The following is an 18,283-nucleotide window of genomic DNA, read 5'->3' as shown; positions in this document are numbered from 1 at the left end:
GATTCACCGGAATGACCCACAGCGCGACTTGACCGGCACCCGGCTCGGGGCGGCAAACTTGTTCGCGTGACCGGGACGGGTGAGGAGCAGGACCGGCTGACGTTCCCGGACCTGCCGCGGATGGAACTGGACCAGTTGCTGGGTCAGCTCGTTGAGCGAGCCCAGGAGGTCATGGGTACGCAGGGCCGCCTGCGCGGACTGCTGCACGCGAGCCAGATGGTGACCGGCGACCTCGCGCTGCCCACGCTGCTGCGCCGGATCGTCGAGGCGGCCGGGGAGCTGCTGGGTGCGCGGTACGCGGCGCTCGGCGTGATCGGCCCGGACGGGCAGCTCGCCGAGTTCGTCCACGCCGGGATGGACGACGAGACGGTCGCCCGGGTCGGGCAGCTCCCTGAGGGCAAGGGACTGCTCGGGGCGGTGGTGGAGGACCCGCGTCCGATCCGGCTCGCGAACATCGCCGACGACCCGCGCTCGTCCGGGTTCCCCGACGAGCACCCGCCGATGCGCTCCTTCCTCGGCGTCCCGATCCGGGTGCGCGGGGCGGTGTTCGGGAACCTGTACCTCACCGAGTGCCGGCACGGCGAGTTCACCGCGGAAGACGAGCAGCTCGCGCTCGCGCTGGCCGCCACCGCCGGGCAGGCGATCGACAACGCACGGTTGTACGAGACCGCGCGCAAGCAGCAGGAGTGGCTGCGCGCGTCGGCGGCGATCATGAGCGAGCTGCTCGCAAGCCGGTCCGGCCGCCCGCTCGAGCTGATCGCGGCGCACACGCTCGACCTCGCGGACGCCGACCTGGTCACGGTGCTGCGCCCGGACGGTGAGCGGCTGCGCATCGAAGTCGCGGTCGGGGACGCCGCCGAGCTGGTGGGCCGGCTGGTCGACATCGACGGCACGATGGCCGGGCAGGTCTTCACCAGCGGTGGGCCGGTCGTGGCCTCGTGGATCGACCGGCAGAGCCGGATGGACGGGCCGGCGCCGCTGCGGACGGACCTGGACGCGGTGCTGGTGGTGCCGTTGACCGGGGCCGGCCAGGTGAACGGCGTTCTGACCGCAGCGCGCAAGATCGGGAGGCCGGGATTCACCGCAGACGACCTGGAGATGGCGGCCGGCTTCGCCGGGCAGGCGTCGGTGGCGATCGAGCTGGCCGACGCTCGCGCCGAGCAGCAGCGCAGCGAGCTCTACGACGAGCGCGACCGGATCGCGGCCGAGCTGCACAGCCAGGTGGTGCAACGGCTGTACGCCATCGGGCTGTCCTTGCAGACGACGGCCGGCGTGGTCCGCTCGGAGGCGGTGGCCCGCCGGGTGCGGACGGCGATCGCCGATCTCGACGCGGTCATCGCGCAGATCCGCGACACGGTCTTCCAGCTCGACGACGTGCTGCCCCGTGCTTCGGTCAGCGTCCACGACCGGGTGCTGGAAATCCTGGCCGAGGTCGGCGCCGAGCTGGGGCTCACGGCGTCGACGGAGTTCGCCGGCAAGCTGGACGCGATCTCGCCTCCGGAGCTGGCCGACGAGCTGGTCACGGCGTTGCGGGAGGGCCTGGCGCTGATCGCCCGCAGCACTGGTGCCGGGTCTGTGCGGGTGGCGGTCCGTTCGGGGACGGAGAGGCTGAGCGTGGTGCTGGCGCACGACGGCTCCCCGGTGAGCGCGGCACCGGAGGTGGAGCTGGCCCGGATCGCCGACCTGGCGCAGCGGCGAGGCGGAATTTCGGAGATGCGCGAGCGGGAGCTGATCTGGTGGGTGCCGGTGTCGTAGCGGCCCACCGGCCGTCGGGCCGGACCGCTGGGGTTTGAGGGGCGCGAGCGCCCCGCGATTCGCCGGCCGGTGCTTCGACCTCGGTCAGGTCTGCTCTCGCCGCTCGCGTGGCGTCCCGAGCCGGACGGGCATGAGCGCCCACACGGTCTTTTCGGTGGCGTCGCGGTCCACTCCCCACGCCAGTGCGAGCTGGGTGATCACCGCGAGCCCGGTGCGCTCGCTCCGGGCGCCGTCGCGGATCGCGGCGATGGTGTGCGTCTTCCGTGGCGCGCCGTCGGTCACTGCCAGCAGCGGCTGCCTTACCTTGTCTGGACCCTCTTCGCGACGTCGCTCAACGCCGCGATCGTCGTGCTCAACTGATCGGACTGCCGTGATCGACACCCTCCTCGACCGTTCCGTGGTCCTCGGCTACTCGCGCGCGGGCTACCTGCTGCGCCGGCGGAGCTGGCCGGACGCCGACCCGGCGCCGGACGCGCTGCACGGCCGGGTCGCCTTGGTGACCGGGGCGAGCTCAGGCCTCGGCGAAGCTGTCGCGATAGGACTGGCCCGGCTGGGCGCCGAGGTCGTCCTGGTCGTCCGCGACCTCGGACGCGGTGCAAACGCGCTCGCCCGCGTCCGCGCGGCGGCACCGGAGGCAAAGGTCCGCACGGCCCGGTGCGACATGGCCGACTTCGCGTCGGTGCGCGAATTCGCCGCCCAAGAGCCGCGCGTGGACATCGTCGTGCACAACGCCGGCGTGCTGCCACCCGAGCGCGGCGAAAGCGTGGACGGGCACGAGATCACGCTGGCCACGCACGTGCTCGGGCCGCTGCTGCTGACCGAGCTGCTCCGCCCCGCGTTGCGTGCGTCCGCGGACGCACGGGTGATCCTGATGTCCTCGGGCGGGATGTATACGCAGTCCCTCGCCGTCGACGACCCGGAGTACCTCGCCGGCCGCTATCGGGGTGCGACCGCCTACGCGCGCACCAAGCGGATGCAGGTGGAGTTGACGCCGCTGCTCGCCGAGCGCTGGCGCGCGGACGGCATCGGCGTGCACAGCCTGCACCCCGGCTGGGCCGACACTCCCGGGCTGGCCACGTCGCTGCCGGCGTTCCGGCGGCTCGTCGGGCCGCTGCTGCGCACGCCCGGGGAAGGTGCCGACACCGCCGTGTGGCTGGCGGCGACCCAGCCGGCCCCGCAGGCTGGCCGGTTCTGGCACGACCGGCGCGAACGCCCCCGGCACCTGCTCCCGCACACCCGCGCGACGACGGCCGAGGTGGAGACCCTGCTGCGGTATTGCCTGGACGCCATCGGGCGGTGAGCGGTCACTTTCACCGCCGGGCCGGCTCGGCGGTGAAGCGACCCCTGGGGGTGTGGGGCAGCCGCACCGCGGGCAACGCGGCGAACTCCATCGGACGATGGGTGACGACCAGCGCCGACCGCCCCTCGGTCGCTGCCAGGACGTCGGCCGCCAAGGCCGAAGCCGTCGGGGCGTCCAGATGGGCCGTCGGTTCGTCGAGCAGCAGGATCGGGCGGTCCGACAGCAACGCCCGGGCCACGCCGATGCGCTGGCGCTCGCCGCCCGCGACCGCGGTGCCGTGCGTTCCCAATGCCGTGTCGAGGCCGTCGGGCAGCTGCGAGAGCCAGCCGCCCAGCTGGGCCAGGTCGAGCGCGGCGACCAGCTCGGAGTCGGGAGCGGACGGCCGGGCCAGGCGGAGGTTTTCGCGCAGCGTGCTGTCGAACAGGTGCGTTTCCGGGCCGCACCAGGCGATCTGGTCCCGCACCGAATCGCCGTCGAAGGCGAGGGTGTCCGCGCCGTCGAGGAGGACGCGGCCCGAGGATGGACCCAGGTAGCGCATCAGCGCCGCGATCACCGTGCTCTTGCCCGCGCCGGAACGACCGGTCAGCGCCAGCCGGTGGCCGGGACCGATGGTCAGATCGACCCCTCGGACCGCGTCGGCGGGCGCGTCGGGCCAGCGGACGGCCAAGTGTTCGGCGGCCAGCCGGGTGGCGTCCGGCGCGAGTGTGGCCGGTTCGGTCCGCGTGACCGGGACGGCGTCCAGCTCGGCGAGCCGGCGCGCGGAGTGGCCGGCACCGAGGAGCCGCTGCGCCGCCTCCGGCAGGCCCGCCACCAGCTCGGCGGTCGCCAGCGGGGTCAGCGCCAGCACGGCCAGCGCGGGACCGGGGATGGTCCCCGCCCGCACGGCCAGGATGCCCAGGGCCAGGCAGGCCACGGACGTCAGGCCGACGCCGAGGGTGGCGATCCCGCTGCCCAGCCCGCGCCGGACCGCGGACCGGCGGGCCAGTGCGGTCAGGCCGGCGTCCAGCGCGCGCAGCCGCGAATGCCGGCGCACCGCCGCGTCGTGCACGATCAGGTCCGCCGACGCCTGCAGCAGCTCCACGGTGCTCGCGGTCAGGTCCGTGCGCAGCCGGGCGGTCTCCCGCTGGGCACGGAGGGCTGTCAACGCGGCTACGAGCGGAGCCAGCACCCCGGCGGCGAACAGCCCGGCGGTGGCCGCGAACCCGGCGCCCGGAAGGATCACGCCCAGCGTGACCGCGGTCCCGGTGAGCACCGCGAACACCGAGATCCCCGGCACCAGGCCACGCACCAGGACGTCCTGCTGGCTGTCCACATCGGACACCAGCCGGTGCAGCAGGTCGCCGCGGCGCAGCCGGGCCGTGCGCGCCGGGCCGAGCCGGACCATCCGGTCCCACACCCGCACGCGCAGCTCGGTCAGCGCCCGCAACGCGACGTCGTGGGACAGCAGCCGCTCGAGGTACCGCAGGATCCCCTTCGACAGGCCGAACGTGCGCACCGCGACGATCGCGACCATCAGGCTCAGCACCGGCGGGTGCAGCGCGGCGCTCGCGATGAGCCACGACGACGTCGCGGTCAGCGCGACCCCGCAGCCCAGCGCGGCCGTGGCGGCCAGGCAGCCCAGCGCGAGGCGCCACCGGTGCGGGCGCACGGCGTCGAGCAGCGGCCGCCACTTCGAGCCGGAGTCGTCCGCTGTGGAGGGAGCTGTCGGCACGGGCGCGGGACGGGCCGCTGTGGTGGATGGAACGCCGGCAGCGGGAGTCGCGGTGGCAGCCGGAACCGTGCCGCCGAGCGTGACGACCCGGTCGCACCGGGCCAGCACGGCGGGGTGGTGGCTGACGATGACGGCGGTCCGTCCCGCGAGCACCTTCGGCAGCCGGTCCAGGATGGCGGCCTCGGTCTCGGCGTCGACGCCTTCGGTCGGCTCGTCGAGCAGGATCAGCGGCCGCTCGAGCAGCACGGCGCGGGCGAGCGCGACGCGACGGCGTTGCCCCGTGGACAGCCCGGCACCCAGCTCGCCGACCACGGTCGACAGCGGAACGTCCAGCGCAGCGGTGTCGGCGGCGGCGCGCACGGCGTCGTCGTTCGCGTCCGGGGAGCCCAGCCGGATGTTCTCCGCGACCGTCCCGGCGACCAGGTGGGGTTGCTGGGGCACCCAGGCGAGGTGTCGGTGCCAGGTGGCGCGGCCGATGTCGGCGAGGTCCACCTCGCCCAGCAGGACCCGGCCGGCCTCAGGTCGTCGCCAGCCCAGCAGGACGTCGAGCAGCGTCGATTTGCCGGCTCCGCTCGGCCCGGTCACGCCGATGACCTCGCCGGGCGGGATCCGCAGCGAGAACCCGTCGAGGATCGGACCGGACCGGCCGTTGACCGTGACGTCTTCGCAGCGCAGCGCCACCCGGGTGAGGTCGGGAACGGTGTGGGTGCCGGTGTCCCCGGCAGGGGTGTCGGCGAGTGCGATGATCTCCTCGGCCGCGGCGAGGCCCTCCGCGCTGTCGTGGAAGCGGGCGCCCACCGCCCGCAGCGGCAGGTAGACCTCGGGCGCGAGGATCAGCACGACCAGCGCGGTCCGCAGGTCCAGCTCGCCGGCCAGCAGCCGGAGCCCGATCGACACGGCGACGACTGCGACCGACAGCGTCGCCAGCAGTTCCAGCGCCAACGCGGACAGGAACGCGACGCGCAGGGTCCGCAGGGTCTGCGTCCGGTACTTCTCGGTGATCTCCCGCAGCGACCGGATCTGCGCGCGGGCCCGGCCGAACGCGGTCAGCTCGGCCAGCCCGGCGACGAGGTCGAGGAAGTGGTTGCCCAGCACCGAAAGCGTCTTCCACTGCCGCCGGACGTCGCGCTGGGTGTAGAGCCCGATGAGGATCATGAAGAGCGGGATCAGCGGCACGGTGAAGCCCACGATCACCGCGGCGACCCAGTCGGCGGCCAGGATCCGCACGCCGACCACCAGCGGCACGACCGACGCGATCAGCAGCTGCGGCAGGTAGCGGGCGAAGTAGCCTTCGAGCCGGTCGACGCCGTGCGTCGCCAAGGAGGCGACTTCGGCGGGGGAGCGGTCCGCCTGCCGGGGGCCGATCCGCAGCGCCGCGCCGATCACCGTCTCCCGCAGCTGGGAGAGCGCCCGCGCGGCGGCGCGGTGTGCGGTCGTTTCGGACAGCCACGCGAGCCCCGCACGGGCCACGACGACCAGCAGGAGCAGGCCGACCGGAACCAGCAGCGACCGCAGCGCCAGGCCGTCGAGGAAGGCCCAGGTGATCGTCTTCGCCAGCAGTTCCGCCTGGGCGAGCACCAGCATCGCGGTGAGCACGCCCAGCGCGGCGCAGGCGAGGACGAACGGCCGGACCGCACTCGCGTGGCGCAGCAGCCGCGGGTCGAGGGGCTTCACCGGCGGCCCGCCGGCAGGCCGCCGCCGGCCGGGATCGACGCCCGGCCGATCCGCTTGCGGAACACCCAGTACGTCCACGCCTGGTAGGCCAGCACGATCGGGGTGAACGCGACGGCGACCCAGGTCATGATCTGCAGCGTGTAGTGCGTGGACGAAGCGTTCGTGGTGGTCAAGCTGAACGCCGGGTCGGTCGTCGAGGGCAGCACGTTCGGGTACAGCGACCAGAACAGCGTGACGGTGACGGCGATGATCGCGCCCGCCGTGCTCGCGAAGGCGAAGCCCTCGCGCTCGCCGGTGGCGAACAGCACGCCCGCGGCCAGCAGTGCCGCGGCGATCAGCGACGTCAGCCACGCCCAGCCGCCGTGCTCGATCGCGGTGTAGCCGAGGAACACGCCGCCGAACACGATCGCGGCGCCGCCGAGCGCGCGGCTCAGTGTCCGGGCCCGGTCGCGGAGGGCGTCGGTCGTCTTCAAGGTGAGGAAAACCGCGCCGTGGAAGGCGAACAGCGTCAAGGTGGCCAGGCCGCCGAGCAGCGCGTACGGATTGAGCAGGGTGAAGAACGTGCCGGTGAAGTGGTGCTTCGCGTCGAGCGGGACGCCGTGGACGATGTTGCCGAAGGCGACCCCCCACAGCAACGCGGGGCCGGCCGAGGCGAAGACGATGATCCAGTCCCAGGTGTTCCGCCAGCGAGGACTGTCGATCTTGCCGCGGAATTCGAACGCCACGCCGCGCAGGATCAGCGCGACCAGCACCAGCAGCAGGGCCAGGTAGAAGCCGGAGAACAGGCTCGAGTACCAGAGCGGGAACGCGGCGAAGGTGGCGCCGCCGGCGACGAGGAGCCAGACCTCGTTGCCGTCCCAGACCGGGCCGATGGTGTTGATCAGCACGCGGCGGTCGGTGTCGTCGTGGCCGAGGACGCGCAGCAGCATGCCGACGCCGAAGTCGAAGCCTTCGAGGACGAAGTAGCCGGTCCAGAGGACCGCGATGAGCAGGAACCAGATGTCGGTGAGAGCCATGACGAGTCTCCGGCGTCAGTAGGCGAAGGCCGCGGGCCGCGGCTCGTCGGAATCGGTTTCGTCACGCGGTGCCTCGGGCGGCGGGGGACCGGCCTTGGCGTAGCGGACCATCAGGACGCCGTCGACGACCGCGAGGACGCCGTAGAGCGCGGTGAACACGATCAGCGAGGTCAGCACGGTGCCCGCGGACACCGTGGGCGAGACCGAGTCGGCGGTCTTCAGCACGCCGAACACCGACCACGGCTGGCGGCCCATCTCGGTGAAGATCCAGCCGACGCTGTTCGCCAGGAACGGCAGGGCGATCCCGGCGGTGGCGACCGGGAAGAACCAGCGGGCGCGCGGGGTGCGGCCGCGGCGCAACAGCCAGAGGCCGACGAGCGAGATGAGCAGGCAGAGGAAGCCGAAGCCGATCATCAGGCGGAACGTCCAGTAGGCAACCGGGATGTCCGGCCGGTACTCGCCGGGCCCGTACTGCCGCTGTTCGGCGGCCTGCAGGTCGTTGATGCCCTCGACGCGGCCGTCGAACTTGCCGGTGGCCATGAAGGAGAGCACGCCGGGGACGCGGATGCTGAACTTCTCCTGCGAGCCGTCGAGCGAGCCGATGGTGAACAGGGAGAACGACGCGGGCGCGACGGTGTCGTAGAGCGCTTCGGCGGCGGCCATCTTCATCGGCTGCTGCTCGGTCATCAGCCGGGCCTGCAGGTCACCGGTGACGATGACGCCGAGACTGGCGATCAGGACGGTGACCAGGGCGAGCTTCATCGACGGGCGGTAGACGTCGGCGTTGTTGCCTTTTCGCAGCTGCCAGGCGCTGATCCCGACGACGAACATGCCGGCGGTGAGGAAGCACGCGGTGATGGTGTGGGCGAAGGCGCCGACGGCGGTGGAGTTGGTGAGCACGGCGCCGAAGTCCTTCAGCTCCGCGCGGCCGGTCGCCGGGTTCACGACCGAGCCGACCGGGTGCTGCATCCAGGAGTTGGCGGCGAGGATGAAGTACGCGGAGAGCACGGTGCCGATCGAGGCGATCCAGATGGTCGCCAGGTGCAGCTTCTTCGGCAGCTTGTCCCAGCCGAAGATCCACAGGCCGAGGAACGTCGACTCGAGGAAGAAGGCCAGCAGGCCTTCGATGGCCAGCGGCGCGCCGAAGATGTCGCCGACGAACGTGCTGTAGTCCGACCAGTTCATCCCGAACTGGAATTCCTGCACGATGCCGGTCGCCACGCCCATGGCGAAGTTGATGAGGAACAGCTTCCCCCAGAACTTCGTCATCCGGCGGTACTTGTCGTCACCGGTGCGCACCCACGCCGTCTGCATCCCGGCGACCAGGAAGGACAGGCCGATGGTCAGCGGGACGAAGATGAAGTGGTAGACGGTGGTGATCCCGAACTGCCATCGGGCGATGTCCAGGGCGCTCATCCGGTTCTCCTGCTCGCGCGGACGATGTTGTCCCGGGCAGCATCCGATCCGGGGGCCCTCCGGCGAGAGGGTCCTTGGTCACTTCCGCGACGGACGCCGGTCCCTGCCATCCGGGGTCCTGTGGTCGTAGGCTGATCTCCGTCGAACCGTTCCCGGGAGGTCGGAATGCTCCGCGTATTTCTCGTCGACGACCACGAGGTCGTCCGCCGTGGTGTCGCCGATCTGCTGGACGAGGACGAGAACCTCACCGTCGTCGGGCAGGCCGGCAGCGTCTCGCAGGCACTGGCCCGCATCCCGGCGCTCAACCCCGACGTCGCGGTGCTGGACGTGCGGCTGCCCGACGGCAACGGCATCGAGCTGGCCCGCGAGCTGCGCTCCAAGCTGCCGGAGCTCAAATGCTTGATGCTGACGTCCTACACCGACGAGCAGGCGATGCTCGACGCGGTGATGGCCGGGGCCAGCGGGTTCGTCATCAAGGACATCAAGGGCATGGACCTGGTTTCCGCGGTGCTGGACGTCGGCGCGGGCAAGTCCCTGCTCGACGCCCACGCGGCGGCGGCCCTGATGGCCAAGCTGCGCGACAGCCAGGCCAAGAAGGGACCGCTGGCCGACCTCTCGGACCAGGAGAAGAAGCTGCTGGAGCTCATCGGTGAAGGATTGACCAACCGGCAGATCTCCGAGCGCATGTTCCTCGCCGAGAAGACGGTCAAGAACTACGTGTCGCGGTTGCTGACCAAGCTGGGTATGGAGCGGCGGACGCAGGCTGCCGTGCTGGCCACCGAGCTGCGCAACCAGAAGAGCTGACTCAGGCGCTCAGCCGCCCCGGGTCCAGCAGGACGTCCTCCAGGGATCGACGCGGCGTCCACGGCACCGGTTCCCCGCGGCCCAGCCGCAGCACGATCTGGGGCCACAGCCCGCCGCCGAGCAGGGAGCGCAGCTCCTTGCGCACCGACGGGACCTCCACCGGCTGGGAGATGAACGACGCGTCGAACCCGGCCGCCGTTGCGGTCAGCAGGACGCGCTGCATCGCCTGGCCCGCCCGGAGCCGGTCGGCCCGGGCGTCGTCGAACGAGCCGATGACCACGACCAACGGTTCGGAGTCGTCCGGCCGGCCGCGGTCGCTCGAGCCGAAGTCCCGCAGGACCCAGCCCCCGTTGTTCGAGGGGGTCGCGCCGGCCGCGTACTCGGGGACGCCGTCGCGACTCTCCGGGCCACGGGCCGTCCACTCCCGCCACTCCGCGAGGAACGCGGGATCGGCGGTCTGCACGTGGTGGCCCTTGTGGACGAGTTCCCGCAGCTGTTCCAGCTGGTCCGCGCTCAACCGGGGCAGCCAGGCCTGCTCGACCTCGGCCGCGTGCCGCAGCTCGGCCACCGTGGACGCCGGGATGACCTCCGTCTCGAACGGGGTCCGGTTCGTGTGCCGGCGTGGGATCGCGTCGGCCAGCTCGACCAGCCGCGGATCCGGTCGGCGGGCGGCGAACGGCCGGACCAGGGCGAGCAGCGTCGGATCGTCGCGCCGGGGGAGCAGCGTGGTGGCGGGGTGGGCGCCCAGCGCGTGGATGGCCGTGCGCAGGTTGAACAGCGCGGCTCCGCACGAGAGCAGCAGCTCCCGCTGGTCGGCGTCGGCCACCGGCAGCGCGCGGTCCGGATCGGCGTGCAGCTCGATGCCCGCCGACGTGCAGCGGAACCGCCACGGCTGCGTGTTGTGCGTCGACGGTGCCAGCACCGCGGCGCCGATCACGGACTTCACCTGATCGGCGTCCAGCAGCCCGACCGAAGTGATGGGTAGTGTCATGGTTTCCCCTCGGTACCGCAGAGCGGCACACTGGCGATCCGAAGCTTCTTGTGACGGTCTCGCGCCCAGCGGTGGCGCGGAAAGGGGACAAAGTCACCGATGATGCGGAGGCCTTGGTGAGTGAAGCCCGGCAGGAGCCGCGGCGGATGGCTAGCACGCTGTCCGGCCTGCGGCTGCGCGAGCTGCTGCGCGACCTGCAGGACCGGATCGAGCTGTTGATCGGCACCCGCGACAAGATGGACGGCCTGCTCGACGCCGTGCTGGCGGTCGCGTCCGGACTGGAGCTGGACACCACGCTGACGCGGATCGTGCAGGCCGCGATCGAGCTCGGCGAAGCGAAGTACGGTGCCCTCGGGGTGCTCGCCGAGGACGGGTCCTTGTCGGAGTTCGTCTACATCGGAATCGACGACGAGACGCGCCGGCTCATCGGTGACCTGCCGGAAGGGCACGGTGTGCTGGGCGTCGTCATCGATGAGGCGAAGCCCCTGCGGCTGGAGCAGATCTCCGAGCACCCCGCTTCGGTCGGGTTCCCCGCCCACCACCCGCCGATGCACACCTTCCTCGGAGTACCGGTCCGCGTCCGCGACGAGGTCTTCGGCCGCCTCTACCTGACCGAGAAGAAGAACGGTGAGCCGTTCACCGACGACGACGAGGTCGTCGTGCAGGCGCTGGCCGCCGCGGCCGGCATCGCGATCGAGAACGCGCACCTCTACGAGCAGGCCCGGGTCCGGCAGCAGTGGCTGGCCGCGACCAGCGAGGTGACGACCGAGCTGCTGGGCGGCACCGACCCGGCCGAGGCGCTGAACCTGATCGCCAGCCGGGCGCTGGAGCTCACCGCCTCCGACGTCACGATCCTCGCGTTGCCCAACTCCGGGCGGCTCGACGTCGACGACGACTGGGGCGACGACGTCGACGACCTGACCGTCACGGTGTGCGCGGGGACGCGGGCGGCGGAGCTGTCGGGGACGCGCATCGACGTCGGGGGCAGCGTGCCCGGCGCGGTCTACCGGGACCGGACCCCGCGCAGCGTGCCGGAGCTCGCGCTGGGCGAGCACCGCTTCGGGCCCGCGCTGGTGGTCCCGCTGCGGGCGGGTGACCGGACGACCGGCGTGCTGATCGCGGCCCGCGAGACCGGGGCGGGCTCGTTCGAAACGGCCCAGCTGCCGGTGGTGGCCTCGTTCGCCGACCAGGCGGCACTGGCCCTGCAGCTGGCGGCGCAGCAGCGGGCCGCGCGCGAGCTGGACGTCCTCGGCGATCGCGACCGGATCGCCCGCGACCTGCACGACCACGTGATCCAGCGGCTGTTCGCCGTCGGGCTGTCGATGCAGAGCACGCAACGCCGGACGAAGTCGCCGGAGCTGCAGAAGCGGCTCGGGGACAGTATCGAGCAGATGCACGAGATCGTGCAGGAGATCCGCACGGCGATCTTCGACCTGCACGGCGGCGCGGCGGGGGAGACGGGACTGCGGCTGCGGCACCGCCTGCACGACGCGATCGCGGAGCTGACCGACGACGCGCCGCTTCAGCCGACGGTCAGCATGTCCGGGCCGATCGACACGGTGCCGGCGCAGCTGGCCGAGCAGGTCGAGGCGGTCGTGCGCGAGGCGGTCAGCAACGCGGTGCGGCACGCGGACGCGTCGTCGGTCACGGTGTCGGTCGCGGTGCAGGAGGGGGTGCTGCGGATCCTGGTCGTCGACGACGGCAAGGGGCTGGCGGACGGCATCTCACCGAGCGGGCTGGGCAACCTGCGCGATCGGGCCGAGGCCGCCGGTGGGACGTTCACGCTCGGCAGCGGGCCGGAAGGCGGCGTGCAGCTGGAGTGGTCGGCGCCGGTCGGCTGAGCGGTCAGGAGCTCCACGCCCGGCCGGTCTCCACCTCCGCTTCGACCATTGCGGCTTCCAGCAGCTCCTCGGTCAGGTCGGACATCGCCCGGCCCAGCGCGAGGTAGCCGGCCACCCGGGCCGGACCGGCACGGTGGGCCAGGCCCACTCCGGAGAACTCGTGCCCTTCCGGGGTCCGCAGGACGAGCTGGGCCCGGGTCCGTCGCGGCTCGTGCTCCATCGTGACGTCGAGACGCCAGTCCTCGCTTCCGTTCGGCATGACCGCTCCCTTCGGCCCCCGGGGCCCCGAGACTGACACCCGCCCCGCCGGCCGCACAGGGCCATTGGTCCCCGGCGGGCGACCGGTGACGAAGGTCCTCGCGGTTCGGGTAGTCCGGCCGCGTCGGCGCCCCCCGGGACCGAGGTCTCCTTGTCCTGCGACACCCGATGTCGCACGGAAGGAGGAACGGATGACTGCCTTGGTGCCGGGCTCACGCCTGGCGATGCCGAGCCTCGCCGCGTGGCTGGAGAACCCCTGGCCGTTCGCCGAGCACAACCCGGTCCGGATCGAGGAGTCCACAGAGGACGGGAAGTACCTCGTGCGGGCCGAACTGCCCGGCTTCGACCCGGAGAAGCACATCTCCGTGACCACGCACAACGGGCTGCTGACCATCTCCGCCGAACGTGCGGCGAAGGAGCAGGCCGAAGGCCGCAGCGAGTTCTACTACGGCACCTTCAGCCGCACGGTCAGCCTGCCGGCCGGGGCCGACCCGGCCAAGGTCAAGGCGACGTACACCGACGGCATCCTCGAGATCTCGATGCCGGTTTCGGAGCACCCGCGCGACAAGCACGTCAAGATCCAGGTCACGAAGGACTGAGTGACCCCTCCGCGGTGGGCGCGGTCCCTTGGTCGGCCGCGCCCACCCTCGCGTCCCGAGGAGAACGAATGAGTGTGGAGGCGGGCTCCCGGGCCCTGCTCACCGACGGCGACGTGGTGCTCGTGCGCCCGTTGCACCCGGCCGACACCGCCGAGGTGCTCGCCCTGCACACCCGGCTCACCCAGCAGGACACCTACTTCCGCTTCTTCGGCGCACCGTCCGGATTGGACAGACTGGCCGCCGGGATGACCGCCGAAGCCGACCTCGGCCACTACGCCGTGGGCTGCTACCGGCGCGGTGAGCTCGTCGGCGTCGCGAACTACGAAGTGCTGAAGAACTCCACCGACGCCGAAGTCGCGCTCGTCGTGGACGCGTCGGTACGTACCCAGGGCGTCGCGACCCTGCTGATGGAGCACCTCGTCTCCCACGCCCGCAAGACCGGCCTGAAGCGGTTCCTCGCCGAGGTGCTCGCCGAGAACGCCAAGGTGATCCACGTCTTCAAGGACCTCGGGCTCGGCTTCGAAGCCAGTATCGGCGGTCCCGAACGCGACGTCGTGATGACCCTCGACGAGGACCCCGCTTACCTGGACGCCGTGCTGAAGCGTGACTCGGTCGCCGACGCGGCCAGCCTGGCGCACCTGCTCAAGCCGTCCTCGATCGCCGTGCTCGGCGCCGGCCGGCGTCCCGGCTCGGTGGGGCACGCGGTGCTAGCCAACCTGGCCGCCTCCGGCTACCGGGGCCCGGTCGAGGTGGTGAACCCGCACGCCCGCGTGATCCTCGGCGTGCCGAGCGTGCCGTCCGTCGCGAAGCTGAGCCGCACGCCCGAGCTCGCGGTGGTCTGCCTGCCCGCACCGGCCGCGGCCGAGGCGGTCGAAGAATGCGGGAAACGGGGCGTCCGGGCGGTCGTTGTCATCTCCTCGGGGCTGACCGGCACCGAGCACGGCGACCGTGTTCGCGCGGCGGTGCGCGAGTACGGGATGCGGCTGGTGGGCCCGAACTGCCTCGGTGTTCTCTCGACCGACCCGGCGTGCCCGTACGACCTCACTTTCCTCGGCACGACCGTGCAACCCGGCACCATCGGCGTGGTCACCCAGTCCGGCGGCGTCGGCATCGCGCTCGCGGAGTCTCTCGGAGATCTCGGTCTCGGCATGTCGACTCTGGTCTCCACCGGCGACAAGTACGACGTCAGCGGCAACGACCTGCTGATGTGGTGGACCGCCGACCCACGCACCGAACTGGCCGTGCTCTACCTCGAATCGTTCGGCAACCCCCGCAAGTTCAGCCGGCTCGCGCGGCAGCTGGCGCGCACCCGGCCGGTGCTGGCCGTCCGCTCCGGCAGCGGCGACACCGCCCAGCGCGCGGCCGCTTCGCACACCGCCGCGGCCGCGACCCCCGCCGTCACCCGGGACGCACTGTTCGAGCAGGCGGGGGTCATCGCCGTCGACACCGTCGCCGAGCTGGTCGACGTCATCGCCGGGCTGTCCTGGCAGCTCCTGCCCGGCGGCCCACGGGTGGCTGTGGTCAGCAACGCCGGCGGGGCCGGGGTGCTGGCCGCCGACGCCTGCGAGCGCGAAGGCCTGGTCATGGCGGACCTGTCCGACGACACCCGGGCACGCCTCGCCAAGCTGCTGCCCGCGGAGGCGGCCGTGCGGAACCCGGTCGACACGACCGCGGCCGTCGCGCCCCGGGTGTTCGCCGACGCCCTGCGCGCGGTTCTCGACGACGACGGGGTCGACGCGGTGATCGCCGCGACCGTGCCGACCGCGGTCGGCGACCCGGGTTCCGCGCTCGCCGAGGTGCTTCCGCCCGAGTACAAGACCGTCTTCGCCGTGCGCCCCGGGCAACGCGCCCGGGTCGCCCCGCTGGTCCCCGGCACCGGAGTCACGGCCTGCTACGACGACCCCGCCGCGGCCGCCGCCGTGCTGGCCCGGCTCGTGCGCTACGAGCAGTGGCTCAACCGGCCCGAAGCGGCGGAAACCCTTGCCCCCCTGGCAGATCCGGACGCCCTGCGGGCGTTCGCCGCCGAGCGCGAAGGCTGGCTCCCACCCGCCGACTCCGTCGAACTGCTGCACCTGGCCGAGATCCCGATGGTGGAGACGCACTACGTCGAAGCCGGCGATTCGATGGACGCCGTGGCCGCCGATCTCGGCTCGCCGGTAGTGCTGAAGGCCGACGCCGACGGCTTGCTGCACAAGACCGCCGGCGGCGGTGTGCTGCTGAACGTCCACGGCGCCGACCGGATCCTCGAAGCGTTCCGCACGCTGCGGTCCCGGTTCGGCTCGGCCCTGCGCGGCGTGACCGTTCAGCCGATGGCCGAACCCGGCCGCGAGCTGCTCGTCGGCGTGCGCTCGGACCCGGTGTTCGGGCCGCTGGTCGTGTTCGGCCTCGGCGGCGTCGACACCGACCTGATCGCCGACCACGCCGCCCGCCTCGCCCCGCTCACCGGCGCCGACGCCGACCTGCTGCTCGACGGCCTGCGCGCGTCGAAGACGCTGTGGGCCTCCGGGCAGCTCGACCGCGCCGCCGTGCGCGAGCTGCTGCTGAAGGTCAGCCGGCTGGCCGAGCTGGTGCCGGAGCTGGCCGAGCTGGACCTGAACCCGGTGCGCGTGGTCTCCGAAGGCTGCCTGGCCCTCGACGTCCGCGCCCGGCTGGAACCGGCACCGGCCACCGACCCGTTCCTGCGCGCGTTGCGCGACTGAGCCGAGGAGAGAGCCGTGCGTGTGCTGACCCTGAACCCGGGCTCGTCGAGCATGAAGGTGTCCCTGGTCGACGCCGGGACCGGCGTCGGCTGGGTCGCGTGGGACCTGGCCGATCCCACCGCGGTGTCCCGGGCGATCACCCGCTGGTCCGAGGTCGGCGCGGTCGCGGTCCGGTTCGTCCACGGCGGTTCGCAGAAGACGCCGGCGCTCGTGGACGACGCGCTGCTCGCGAACCTCGAACGGCTCACCTCGCTGGCACCGAACCACCAGCCGCTGTCGCTGCGGGTGACGCGCGAGGTCCGCCGGCTGCTGCCGGACGTTCCGCTGGTCGCGTGCTTCGACACGGCGTTCCACGCCCGGATGCCCGAAGCCGCGGCCCGCTACCCGCTGCCGCGGGCGTGGACCGCGCAGAACCGCTTGCGCCGCTACGGTTTCCACGGTCTGTCGTGCCAGTACGCCCTGCGGCGCACCGGCGAGCTGCTGGGCCGGCGGCCGGAAGACCTGCAGATCGTGTGCGCCCACGTCGGCGCCGGGGTGTCGGTGACCGCGATCCGTGACGGCCACGGCGTCGACACCAGCATGGGGTTCACCCCGCTGGAAGGCGCCATGATGGCGACGCGATCGGGCTCGGTCGATCCCGGCCTGCTGCTGCACGTGATGCAGACCGCGCCGATGAGCGCGGCGGAGATGGCCGACGCGCTGTTCCACCGCTCCGGGCTGGCCGGGATGACCGGCACCGACGGCGACCTGCGCCGGGTGCTGGCCGCGGCCGCGCGCGGTGAGCAGGACGCGGGGGTCGCGCTCGACGTCTACCGGCACCGGCTCCGCCGCGAGATCGGTGCGGCGGCGACGAGCTTGTCCCAGCTGGACGCCGTGGTCTTCACCGGCGGCGTCGCCGAGCACCAGCCCGAGCTGATCACGTCCGTCCTCGACGGGCTGGGTGTGCTCGGCCTGCGGGCCGGGACCGTGCCGCACACCGACGTCGACCGGATCATCACCGGGGCGGACTCGCCCGTGCCCGCCCTGATCGTCCTGCCCCGGGAAGACCTGGAGCTGGCCCGCGGCGCCGAAGAGGCGCTCGCCCGAGTGTCCGTGAGGTGACCCATGCACGTCCTGCTGACCGAAGCGTCCTTCGGTGCCGCCGACTTCCTCGTCCAGCCCCTGCGGGACGCCGGCTGCCTGGTCAGCCGCTGCCACAGCCGCGCCGGGCTCTGCCGGGCCCTCGCGGTCGGGGGCCGGTGTCCGCTCGACGAACCGTTCGCCCAGCCCGACCTGGTCGTCGACGTCCGCGGCCAGGAAGCCGAGCTGACCGCGCGCGAGTTCGGCGTCGTCTGCGCGGTCCGCGACCACGTGCCTGTCGCGCTGGTCTCGCCGGACCCGGACGTCCGCGCCGAGGTGCCCCCGGGCCTGGAGAACCGGGTCACCGTGATCGACGCCGACGGCCTGCTGGCCACCTGCCGGGCCGCCACGCGGCATCTCGGCGTCCCCACGGGCGGATGACCCGGCCCGCGTTCCGGTGGGACGCCTCGGCCCGGGCGGTGCTGGGGGACGCACTGGCACGGCTCGGCCCGAACCGGTGCGTCGCCGAGGTCCGGCCGGACGAGGTCGTGCTGACCGAGCTGCTCACCCGGCGCGATCGGGCCGGCACGGCTGCCCTGCTGGAGTGCGGCGCCGCGTTGTCGACGGTCTGGGCCGTGCTGCGGGTGCTGGGGCATGACCCGGTCGTGGCTTTCCCCCAGGACCCCGACCGGCCCGATGTCTCCGCAGTCGTCCGGATCGGTGCCTCGCGCGCCCCGTCGAGCGGAGAGTGGGCGCGGTACGCCGCCCTGCGCAAGCTCGACGAGCCGGGGCGTGGCACCGCGCTGCGGCCGGTGAGCCTTGCCGTGCTCGGTGCGGTCGCGGGCGAGGACTTCTGGCCGGACACCGACGTCCGGATCGTCCGGCCCGACTGGGCCGCGGCGGTGAAGCGGCTCGGCGCCGACCTCACCGGCCAGTCGTCGCTGCTCGTCACGACCCCTGGTGACAGTCGTCGCCACCACGTTCTCGCGGGTGCTGCACTCCACTCGACCCGGCTGGCCGCGGCCATGCGCGGGTTCGCCTCCGAGCGCGTCGTCCTGTCCCTGTTGACCACGGCCGAGGGGGCCCGGCACGCCGAAGTGCTGCCCGGCATTCCCCAGGCGCTGCTGCTGGTCGGCCTCGCCACCCCGAAGCGAAGGTAG

General features: G+C 72.7%; 15 protein-coding genes. 9 read left to right on the top strand and 6 right to left on the bottom strand.

Annotated features, from left to right (window positions below; all coding sequences use genetic code 11):
• Positions 1-66 precede the first annotated feature (66 nt).
• Positions 67-1,755 carry a sensor histidine kinase gene (locus QSK39_RS20935; protein ID WP_285479449.1) on the top strand — a complete coding sequence of 563 codons (1,689 nt, stop codon included), beginning with the start codon at positions 67-69 and terminating at the stop codon, positions 1,753-1,755.
• An 84-nt stretch (positions 1,756-1,839) separates the two neighbouring features.
• Here QSK39_RS20935 and QSK39_RS20930 read toward each other — a convergent pair whose 3' ends face one another.
• A complete protein-coding gene (locus QSK39_RS20930) occupies positions 1,840-2,037 on the bottom strand; it encodes an ATP-binding protein (RefSeq protein WP_285479448.1) in 198 nt (65 codons plus the stop codon).
• 88 nt (positions 2,038-2,125) lie between these two features.
• On the opposite strand from QSK39_RS20930, the gene QSK39_RS20925 reads away from it, so the two are divergent.
• Positions 2,126-3,055, top strand: a complete 930-nt coding sequence (locus tag QSK39_RS20925) for an SDR family NAD(P)-dependent oxidoreductase (RefSeq protein ID WP_285479447.1) — start codon at positions 2,126-2,128, stop codon at positions 3,053-3,055.
• A 10-nt stretch (positions 3,056-3,065) separates the two neighbouring features.
• On the opposite strand, the gene cydD is transcribed toward QSK39_RS20925, so the two are convergent.
• Genes cydD through QSK39_RS20910 form a run of 3 tightly spaced genes read right to left on the bottom strand, consistent with a single transcriptional unit; the run spans position 3,066 to position 8,872 of the window.
• Positions 3,066-6,440, bottom strand: coding sequence for a thiol reductant ABC exporter subunit CydD (gene cydD / locus QSK39_RS20920; protein ID WP_285479446.1), 3,375 nt, complete (start codon positions 6,438-6,440; stop codon positions 3,066-3,068).
• Positions 6,437-7,456: a cytochrome d ubiquinol oxidase subunit II gene (cydB, locus tag QSK39_RS20915; protein WP_285479445.1), complete on the bottom strand. Its 1,020-nt coding sequence runs from the start codon at positions 7,454-7,456 to the stop codon at positions 6,437-6,439. Before cydB ends, cydD begins: the two co-directional genes overlap by 4 nt.
• Before the next feature lie 15 nt (positions 7,457-7,471).
• Positions 7,472-8,872 carry a cytochrome ubiquinol oxidase subunit I gene (locus tag QSK39_RS20910; RefSeq protein ID WP_285479444.1) on the bottom strand — a complete coding sequence of 467 codons (1,401 nt, stop codon included), beginning with the start codon at positions 8,870-8,872 and terminating at the stop codon, positions 7,472-7,474.
• A 165-nt stretch (positions 8,873-9,037) separates the two neighbouring features.
• Between QSK39_RS20910 and QSK39_RS20905 the strand changes: the two genes are divergently transcribed.
• The gene (locus tag QSK39_RS20905; protein WP_285479443.1) at positions 9,038-9,676 is read left to right on the top strand and encodes a response regulator transcription factor; all 639 of its coding nucleotides are present in this window, start codon (positions 9,038-9,040) and stop codon (positions 9,674-9,676) included.
• 1 nt (position 9,677) lies between these two features.
• Here the strand turns inward: QSK39_RS20905 and QSK39_RS20900 are convergent, their stop codons facing one another.
• Positions 9,678-10,667 carry an Acg family FMN-binding oxidoreductase gene (locus QSK39_RS20900; RefSeq protein WP_285479442.1) on the bottom strand — a complete coding sequence of 330 codons (990 nt, stop codon included), beginning with the start codon at positions 10,665-10,667 and terminating at the stop codon, positions 9,678-9,680.
• A gap of 146 nt (positions 10,668-10,813) precedes the next feature.
• Here QSK39_RS20900 and QSK39_RS20895 point away from each other — a divergent pair, with 146 nt between their 5' ends.
• Positions 10,814-12,508, top strand: a complete 1,695-nt coding sequence (locus tag QSK39_RS20895) for a GAF domain-containing sensor histidine kinase (protein ID WP_285479441.1) — start codon at positions 10,814-10,816, stop codon at positions 12,506-12,508.
• A gap of 4 nt (positions 12,509-12,512) precedes the next feature.
• On the opposite strand, the gene QSK39_RS20890 is transcribed toward QSK39_RS20895, so the two are convergent.
• Positions 12,513-12,767 carry a dsRBD fold-containing protein gene (locus QSK39_RS20890; protein ID WP_285479440.1) on the bottom strand — a complete coding sequence of 85 codons (255 nt, stop codon included), beginning with the start codon at positions 12,765-12,767 and terminating at the stop codon, positions 12,513-12,515.
• Positions 12,768-12,957: 190 nt separating this feature from the next.
• Between QSK39_RS20890 and QSK39_RS20885 the strand changes: the two genes are divergently transcribed.
• The 5 genes from QSK39_RS20885 to QSK39_RS20865 all read left to right on the top strand — a co-directional run bounded on the left by QSK39_RS20885 (position 12,958) and on the right by QSK39_RS20865 (position 18,283).
• The gene (locus QSK39_RS20885; RefSeq protein ID WP_285479439.1) at positions 12,958-13,365 is read left to right on the top strand and encodes an Hsp20/alpha crystallin family protein; all 408 of its coding nucleotides are present in this window, start codon (positions 12,958-12,960) and stop codon (positions 13,363-13,365) included.
• 68 nt (positions 13,366-13,433) lie between these two features.
• The gene (locus QSK39_RS20880; RefSeq protein WP_285479438.1) at positions 13,434-16,064 is read left to right on the top strand and encodes a bifunctional acetate--CoA ligase family protein/GNAT family N-acetyltransferase; all 2,631 of its coding nucleotides are present in this window, start codon (positions 13,434-13,436) and stop codon (positions 16,062-16,064) included.
• A 15-nt stretch (positions 16,065-16,079) separates the two neighbouring features.
• Positions 16,080-17,165, top strand: a complete 1,086-nt coding sequence (locus QSK39_RS20875) for an acetate/propionate family kinase (protein WP_285479437.1) — start codon at positions 16,080-16,082, stop codon at positions 17,163-17,165.
• Positions 17,166-17,168: 3 nt separating this feature from the next.
• On the top strand, positions 17,169-17,564 hold the full coding sequence (locus tag QSK39_RS20870) for a hypothetical protein (RefSeq protein ID WP_285479436.1): 396 nt from the start codon (positions 17,169-17,171) through the stop codon (positions 17,562-17,564).
• Complete coding sequence (locus QSK39_RS20865) at positions 17,561-18,283, top strand: hypothetical protein (protein ID WP_285479435.1); 723 nt, start codon at positions 17,561-17,563, stop codon at positions 18,281-18,283. Before QSK39_RS20870 ends, QSK39_RS20865 begins: the two co-directional genes overlap by 4 nt.

The organism is Amycolatopsis sp. NBRC 101858 (assembly GCF_030269325.1).
Taxonomy (GTDB): Bacteria; Actinomycetota; Actinomycetes; order Mycobacteriales; family Pseudonocardiaceae; genus Amycolatopsis; species Amycolatopsis ponsaeliensis.
The sequence above is the reverse complement of the archived record's forward strand: the minus strand, read 5'-3'. Positions and strand labels throughout refer to the sequence as shown.

Bases quoted from the DNA above. Each gene is read 5' to 3' on its own strand.
- QSK39_RS20895 (WP_285479441.1), top strand. From the start codon at position 10,814: ATGGCTAGCACGCTGTCCGGCCTGCGGCTGCGCGAGCTGCTGCGCGAC.
- QSK39_RS20885 (WP_285479439.1), top strand. From the start codon at position 12,958: ATGACTGCCTTGGTGCCGGGCTCACGCCTGGCGATGCCGAGCCTCGCC.
- QSK39_RS20905 (WP_285479443.1), top strand. From the start codon at position 9,038: ATGCTCCGCGTATTTCTCGTCGACGACCACGAGGTCGTCCGCCGTGGT.
- QSK39_RS20870 (WP_285479436.1), top strand. From the start codon at position 17,169: ATGCACGTCCTGCTGACCGAAGCGTCCTTCGGTGCCGCCGACTTCCTC.
- QSK39_RS20865 (WP_285479435.1), top strand. From the start codon at position 17,561: ATGACCCGGCCCGCGTTCCGGTGGGACGCCTCGGCCCGGGCGGTGCTG.
- cydB (WP_285479445.1), bottom strand. From the start codon at position 7,456: ATGGCTCTCACCGACATCTGGTTCCTGCTCATCGCGGTCCTCTGGACC.
- QSK39_RS20890 (WP_285479440.1), bottom strand. From the start codon at position 12,767: ATGCCGAACGGAAGCGAGGACTGGCGTCTCGACGTCACGATGGAGCAC.
- QSK39_RS20910 (WP_285479444.1), bottom strand. From the start codon at position 8,872: ATGAGCGCCCTGGACATCGCCCGATGGCAGTTCGGGATCACCACCGTC.
- QSK39_RS20900 (WP_285479442.1), bottom strand. From the start codon at position 10,667: ATGACACTACCCATCACTTCGGTCGGGCTGCTGGACGCCGATCAGGTG.
- QSK39_RS20880 (WP_285479438.1), top strand. From the start codon at position 13,434: ATGAGTGTGGAGGCGGGCTCCCGGGCCCTGCTCACCGACGGCGACGTG.